At 64.5% G+C, this 6,127-nt stretch carries 7 protein-coding genes; 1 reads left to right on the top strand and 6 read right to left on the bottom strand.

All coding sequences use genetic code 11. The features are described 5' to 3' along the window. Window positions 1–162: 162 nt before the first annotated feature. Entirely contained in the window at window positions 163–1,557 is a 1,395-nt protein-coding gene (locus ACTHJF_RS05055; RefSeq protein WP_440266150.1) for a class II fumarate hydratase, read from the top strand. A 113-nt stretch (window positions 1,558–1,670) separates the two neighbouring features. Here the strand turns inward: ACTHJF_RS05055 and ACTHJF_RS05050 are convergent, their stop codons facing one another. The 6 genes from ACTHJF_RS05050 to ACTHJF_RS05025 form a co-directional block, all read right to left on the bottom strand. After that, entirely contained in the window at window positions 1,671–2,357 is a 687-nt protein-coding gene (locus tag ACTHJF_RS05050) for a hypothetical protein (protein ID WP_440266149.1), read from the bottom strand. A gap of 88 nt (window positions 2,358–2,445) precedes the next feature. Continuing rightward, window positions 2,446–3,009, bottom strand: coding sequence for a hypothetical protein (locus ACTHJF_RS05045; protein WP_440266148.1), 564 nt, complete (start codon window positions 3,007–3,009; stop codon window positions 2,446–2,448). A gap of 70 nt (window positions 3,010–3,079) precedes the next feature. Beyond that, window positions 3,080–4,075: a hypothetical protein gene (locus ACTHJF_RS05040; RefSeq protein WP_440266147.1), complete on the bottom strand. Its 996-nt coding sequence runs from the start codon at window positions 4,073–4,075 to the stop codon at window positions 3,080–3,082. After that, window positions 4,072–4,929 (bottom strand): ABC transporter ATP-binding protein, encoded by an 858-nt coding sequence (locus ACTHJF_RS05035; protein WP_440266146.1) that lies wholly within the window; start codon window positions 4,927–4,929, stop codon window positions 4,072–4,074. Before ACTHJF_RS05035 ends, ACTHJF_RS05040 begins: the two co-directional genes overlap by 4 nt. Then, on the bottom strand, window positions 4,926–5,300 hold the full coding sequence (locus tag ACTHJF_RS05030) for a GntR family transcriptional regulator (protein WP_440266145.1): 375 nt from the start codon (window positions 5,298–5,300) through the stop codon (window positions 4,926–4,928). Before ACTHJF_RS05030 ends, ACTHJF_RS05035 begins: the two co-directional genes overlap by 4 nt. 4 nt (window positions 5,301–5,304) lie before the next feature. Next, a complete protein-coding gene (locus ACTHJF_RS05025) occupies window positions 5,305–5,628 on the bottom strand; it encodes a hypothetical protein (RefSeq protein ID WP_440266144.1) in 324 nt (107 codons plus the stop codon). Window positions 5,629–6,127: the final 499 nt, after the last annotated feature.

Below are 6,127 nucleotides of genomic sequence, written 5' to 3'. Positions count from 1 at the left end.
TATACCCCCTATCGGGTGATTTAATAAATTTTTCCAACCCACAAAACCCCCAACTTCCTGCCCCGGGGCCGGGGCTCCTACAGGGCAGGGGCGGGCGGGACGTTTTCGCGGTGCTTACGGGGAGGCGCTTATAGTGCGGCGGTCTTTCCAAGGAGTGTGGCCATGAGCGGCTTTCGCATCGAGCACGACAGCATGGGCGAGTTGAAGGTGCCGGCTGAGGCGCTGTATGGCGCACAAACGCAGCGGGCGATCGACAACTTTCCGATTTCCGGGCTGCGGTTGCCGCGCGGTTTCATTCGCGCGCTGGGGTTGATCAAGGCGGCGGCGGCTGAGGCGAATCTCGCGCTGGGGCATTTGAAGAAGGGTCAGGCGGCGGCGATCCGCAAAGCCGCGCTGGCGGTGGCGGATGGCCAGTTCGACAACGATTTTCCGATCGACGTGTTCCAGACCGGCTCGGGCACCAGCACCAACATGAATGCCAACGAGGTGATCGCGCATCTGGCCGCCAAGGCCGGCAGCAAGGTGCACCCCAACGACCACGTGAACTACGGGCAGAGCTCCAACGACGTGATCCCCACCGCGATCCACGTCAGCGCCACGCTGATGACGGTGGAAGAACTGCTGCCGGCGCTGAAGTACCTGAAGAAGACCATTGAGCGCCGCGCCCGCGAACTGAAGAACGTCGCCAAGACCGGTCGCACCCATCTGATGGACGCCATGCCGATCACCTTCGGCCAGGAGCTCTCCGGCTGGGCGGCGCAGATCGGCGCGGCGATCGAGCGCGTTGAAGATGCGTTGAAGCGCATGCGCCGCCTGCCGCAGGGCGGCACGGCGGTGGGCACCGGCATCAACGCCGATCCGAAGTTCGGCGCGGCAGTGGCGAAGGAGTTGAAGAAGCTCAGTGGCGTGAAGTTCGAATCGGCTGCCAACTACTTCGAGGGCATGGCCGCGCAGGATGCGGCGGTGGAGCTGTCCGGTGCGCTGAAGACGCTGGCGGTGGCGCTGATGAAGATCGCCAACGATCTGCGCTGGATGAATTCAGGTCCTTTGGCTGGTCTGGGCGAGATTGAGCTGCCGGCCCTGCAGCCGGGCTCGTCGATCATGCCGGGTAAGGTCAATCCGGTGATCCCGGAGGCGACCGCGATGGTGGCCGCGCAGGTCATCGGCAACGACGCCACCATTACCATCGCGGGGCAGTCGGGCAACTTCCAGCTCAACGTGATGCTGCCGGTGATCGCGTACAACTTGCTGCAGTCGATCGGTCTGCTGGCCAACGTGTCGCGCCTGCTGGCGGACAAGGCGATCCTCGGCTTCAAGGTCAACACGAAGCGCGTCAACGAGGCACTGGCCATGAACCCGATCCTGGTCACTGCGCTGAACCCGGTGATCGGCTACGAGAAGGGCGCGGCCACGGCGAAGAAGGCGTACAAGCAGCAGCGGCCGATCATGGACGTGGCGCTGGAAACCACCGGGCTGTCAAAAGACGAGCTGAAGAAGCTGCTCGATCCGCTGACGCTCACCAAGGGCGGCGTCCACGGGGGCGGTGGCGGCGGCTGAGTACGGCAGCAGCCGAAGCCAGGGGTCCAAAAATGAGAACGCCCGGTGCAAAGTTGCACCGGGCGTTTCCTCATGAACCGGGTGGATGCGGCGGTACCCGTTCTCCAAGTCCGTCAGTCGTCTTTGTCGTCCTTGCCGCAGTCATCCACATCCTTCTGCGTCATGGTTGCGTAGGGGCGGAACTGCGGCATGGCTGCAGCGAGCTTCTGTTGTGAGCTGAGCATGTCCGGCAGGCGCAGGCAGAGCTTGGCGGCGGCGGCCTTGATCTGCTCGGTCTGCGGCTTGATCCGCTCCTCGATCTCTTTGTCGCTCTTGCCGGTGAGCGCGCCCCAGATCGCTTCCTTGGCGGCCTGCGTCCCCAGGTTGGCTCCGTGCTCGCCGATCTCCATGCCGGCTTCGGCGATACCGATGATCTGCTGACGGTAATCCACCAGCATCGTGTGCTGCTCCGGCGTGGCCGGCACGGTCTTGCCGGCGATCACCAGGTCGCCCTGTGGAGTGATTACGGCCTTGGGCAGGTCGCTGCGGTCATCCTTGTCGTCGTGATGGCCGTGGCCGACATGGATCTTGTTGATGTCGATGTCCTTGGTGGCCAGTTCCTGCTTGGCCTGCTCGATGCCCTTGTGGATCTCCGCGGCAATCATCGATGGGGAGGTTTGGTCCTGGGCTTGCTTGATGGCCTGGGCCGCGTTGTCGGCGCTGCTCGAGTCGGTCTGGCTGCACGCGGCCAGCGGCAGCAGTAACGCCAGCGCCAGGACACTGGTGGTGATCACTCGGCTGGTGATGGCGGTGTTCTTCATCGGCTTCCTTCCTGCTTGGGATGGTTGTGGGCTGCACCGCTGCCCGGTAGCTGGGCGCAGCATTAGCCCGGATGTGGCTGTGGACCGGTCACTCGTTGCTGTTGCCTTTGCGGCACTCGCTCACGCTGTCGGCAGTGATCAGCTGGCCATAGGGCTTGAAGGCGTCCAGCTGGGTGGCGAGCTGATCCTGGGCGCTGCGGATCTGCTCCAGGTCGTCGCAGATCTTCAGCGCGGCCTGTTTCACCTTGGCGGTCTGCGTGTTCACCTTTTCTTCGGCTGATTTGTCCTCATCGCCGGCCAGGTTGGATACCGCACCCTTGATGGCCTCACCAGCAATCGCCGCGCCGGCCTTGCCCGTTTCCACACCGTGCTCGCGCACGGCCTCGGCGCCGGCGTAGTACTGCAGGAACAAAGCGCGCTGCACGGGTGTGATCTGCACCGGCTTGCCGTCCACCGCGAAATCGCCCGAGGCGCCGATGGTGGCCGAGGCGCCGTGTTCGGGATGGAGCACGATCTGGCTGCCTTCGACGCGGATGGCGCCGTTCTCGATGCTGGTGTTGCTGCCGTTGATCAGGGTGAGGTGATCGTCGCTACCGCTGCAGCCTGCGAGCAGGGCGGTGGCGAGCAGGGCGGGGAAAAGGTGCATGCGCATGGGAGGCTCCGTGAGATCCATCGTCGGGAAAGGAGGACGGCGGCCGTGCGGCCGCCGTTGTGCAGAGAGTTCAGCTGTCGTCGCGCCAGCGGCGGAACCAGATGGCGCCGGCGATCAGGCCGATGCCCACGGCCACGCCGATCCACAGGTTGGCGGTGGTCATTGCCGCCCAGCTCTGGCCGAGGTTCATCACATCCAGGCTGTTGCCGTCGTTGATCACCAAGGCATGGCCACTGCCGGTGTTGGCGGTGAAGCTGCCGCCGGGGAACACGCTGAACAGGCCGCGCAGCACGATTTCCTTCCAGAACCAGGTAGAGGGCAGGTTGAACAGGCCCATGATGCCGAACCAGGTGATCAGCAGGCCGGTGGCGACCGGCAGGGCGACTGCCCACAGGAACGGCTTGCTGCGCGCCCAGGCCGAGCAGAGCAGGAGCCAGCCGGCCGAAGGCAGCGCCCAAAGCACGTACACCGGGATGTAGCCGAGCAGGTTGCCCATGACGCGGAACGGATGGGCCTGCATCAGCAACTGCCACACGTTGACGCCGTGGAAGGACAGGGTGATCGCCACCATCAGCAACTGCGCCATGCCGGCCACCAGGCCCACTACCACGGCGATCGCCGGAGCCAGCACGGTGGCGCTGAGCACCTTGGACAGCACCGTGCCGGTGTCGGAGATCGGCAGCGACTTCCAGAACAGGATGCTGCGGTCACGACGGTCGTCGTACAGCGCACCCAGGCAGTAGAAGAACACCACGAAGCCGAGTACCACGGTGATCAGCGCCATCGAGGAGTACATGGCCACGTCGAGCACCATGCCGACCTTGCTCATGTCGCCGGCATCCATGCGCGACATGACGTTGCTCAGCTCGCCGCTGGCGCCAAAGTGGATGCCGTGGCGGGCGCCGAGCACTTCGGCGGTGATGATGCCCATCAGGTTGAGCAGCAGGAAGACGCCACCGGTGATTACCGGTGCCCACAGGAAGCCACCGCGGTTCTCCCAGAACTCGCGTTTCACCAGCCAGTACATATTCGTCAGGGACGAGCTTTTCGGGGCCAGGGTTTTCATGCGTAGGTTCCCTTCATGGTGGCGACGAACAGGTCGCTGACCGAGGGGCGGCGGGTTTCGCCCAGTGCCTCCAGCCGTGCGCGTTCGACGCCGTCGAACAGAAAGATGCTCTTGCCGAACACGGTGCGCTCGTCGATCGGGCGTAGGGCCCGTGCCGCGTCGGCGCGGTCGGCACCGACCATGAGCTCGATGAAGCGCTCGCCCATGGCATCCATCTCGGTGTTGAGAACGATCTTGCCGTCGCGGATGAACATCAGGTCGGTGAGGATGTGCTCGATCTCTTCCACCTGGTGGGTGGTGACGATGATCGTCTTGTCCTCGTCGAAATAGTCTTCCAGCAGGTTCTGGTAGAACTGCTTGCGGTAGAGGATGTCCAGGCCCAGCGTGGGCTCGTCGAGCACCAGCAGGCGGGCGTCGATCGCCATCACCAGCGCCAGGTGCAGCTGCACGATCATGCCCTTGGACATCTGCTTGACCCGCTGGTCGGGGGTCAGCTTGGTGCGCTTGAGCAGGGCTTCGCACTTGGCGCGGTCGAAGCGCGGGTGGATGTGGGCAACGAACTCCACCGCATCGCGCACCTTCAGCCAGCGCGGTAGCACGGCCACGTCGGCGATGAAGCACACCTGCTCCATCAGCTTGTTGCGGTCGGTGCGCGGGTCCATACCCATCACGCTGAGCTGGCCGTCGAACGGGGTCAGGCCCAGGATCGCCTTCAGCGCCGTGGTCTTGCCGGCGCCGTTGGGGCCGATCAGGCCGACGATGCGGCCGGAGGGAATGGTGAAACTCACGTTGTCCAGCGCGGCGGTGTTCTTGTAGCGCTTGCTCAGGCGGCTGGCGGTGACTACGGCGTTCATACGTTCTTCTCCGTGCCGTCGCCGGCTTCGCGCAGCAGGGTCTTCAGGTCCAGGCCCAGGCGCTGCAGCCGGGCGAACAAGGTGGGCCATTCCTCGCGCAGAAAGCGCTCGCGCTCGGACTTCAGTAGTGCCTCACGCGCTCCATCGTTGACGAACATCCCCAATCCCCTCCGTTTCTCAACCAGTTGATCGTCGACCAGCTCCTGATAGGCCTTGGAGACGGTCAGCGGATTGATCTGGAAATCCGCTGCCACCTGGCGTACCGACGGCAGCGGGTCGCCTTCGTTCAAGGCGCCGTCCAGGATCATCGCCACCACGCGTTCACGCAGCTGGCGATAGATCGGGACGCTGTCGTTCCAGGTAATGGTCATGAAGTTATTCCTTGCTGATGCGGCCGAGCTTGTTGGCAAACGAATAGTAGGGCATGGCCATTTGCGACCCGACCAGCGGGATGTCGGCTTCGGCGCGGCCACCCAGGCCGCCCGGGGCCGGCAGCGCCGGCGTGTTCGTGACGGCGGTCAGGGCGGCGGCGCGCAGTTCTTCGGCGGTCGGCGCCACGTTGACCGGGGCCAGATCGATGACGTGGATGCCGTTGATCTCGGCGACCGGCACGCGGGTGATGCCGTGATTCATGGAGGCAAGGCCGGCGGCGGTGATGAGGACGGCGGCGGACAGCGCGAGCAGGTTCGGTGCTTTCATGGCGGGTCTCCTTTAGTGACCTCGTGGACCGGTGTTGTAGTGAACTATAACACCACATTTCAGATCGTCAAGAGGCGGAGGCGAATTTCGCAACATGACTGATGGCCTATGCCCGGAAAGCGCTCTGTGGCGCCGTTCCTGGGCCGATCCGCGGCAGGTCCGGCGGAAGGCCGGGGGTGACGCCCTTGGTAAGACTTCGGTGGCGAGAGTGCGGAGAGGGCGTTCCGCTCGCGGTTCCATGCCCGGCGAACCGAGGCGGAGAGGCCGCAGCAGCCGGCCGCGTGCGGTATGGGCTGCGAGGTGTGCCTCTCGGTGCTGTTCCCGCAAGAACGGGCTTGCGGAAAGAGGTCGAAGCGGAGGCTGAGCGCCAGCGCTGATGGAACGCCCATTGGATCGTGCGGCAACGGCAAGATCGATTCCCGCTTGACAGCCACCGGCTGTTAAAAAGCGTTTCGCGGGAATGACGTCGTTTTTGCAGCTCGCGCGCCGCCCATCCACG

It is taken from the genome of Dyella sp. (genome assembly GCF_051962475.1).
Lineage (GTDB): Bacteria > Pseudomonadota > Gammaproteobacteria > Xanthomonadales > Rhodanobacteraceae > Dyella_A.
This window is presented reverse-complemented; position numbering and strand designations above follow the sequence as displayed.

What these genes read in the sequence shown, in the direction of transcription:
- ACTHJF_RS05040 (WP_440266147.1), bottom strand. Translation starts at nt 4,075, where the DNA reads ATGAAAACCCTGGCCCCGAAAAGCTCGTCCCTGACGAATATGTACTGG.
- ACTHJF_RS05025 (WP_440266144.1), bottom strand. Translation starts at nt 5,628, where the DNA reads ATGAAAGCACCGAACCTGCTCGCGCTGTCCGCCGCCGTCCTCATCACC.
- ACTHJF_RS05035 (WP_440266146.1), bottom strand. Translation starts at nt 4,929, where the DNA reads ATGAACGCCGTAGTCACCGCCAGCCGCCTGAGCAAGCGCTACAAGAAC.
- ACTHJF_RS05030 (WP_440266145.1), bottom strand. Translation starts at nt 5,300, where the DNA reads ATGACCATTACCTGGAACGACAGCGTCCCGATCTATCGCCAGCTGCGT.
- ACTHJF_RS05055 (WP_440266150.1), top strand. Translation starts at nt 163, where the DNA reads ATGAGCGGCTTTCGCATCGAGCACGACAGCATGGGCGAGTTGAAGGTG.
- ACTHJF_RS05045 (WP_440266148.1), bottom strand. Translation starts at nt 3,009, where the DNA reads ATGCGCATGCACCTTTTCCCCGCCCTGCTCGCCACCGCCCTGCTCGCA.
- ACTHJF_RS05050 (WP_440266149.1), bottom strand. Translation starts at nt 2,357, where the DNA reads ATGAAGAACACCGCCATCACCAGCCGAGTGATCACCACCAGTGTCCTG.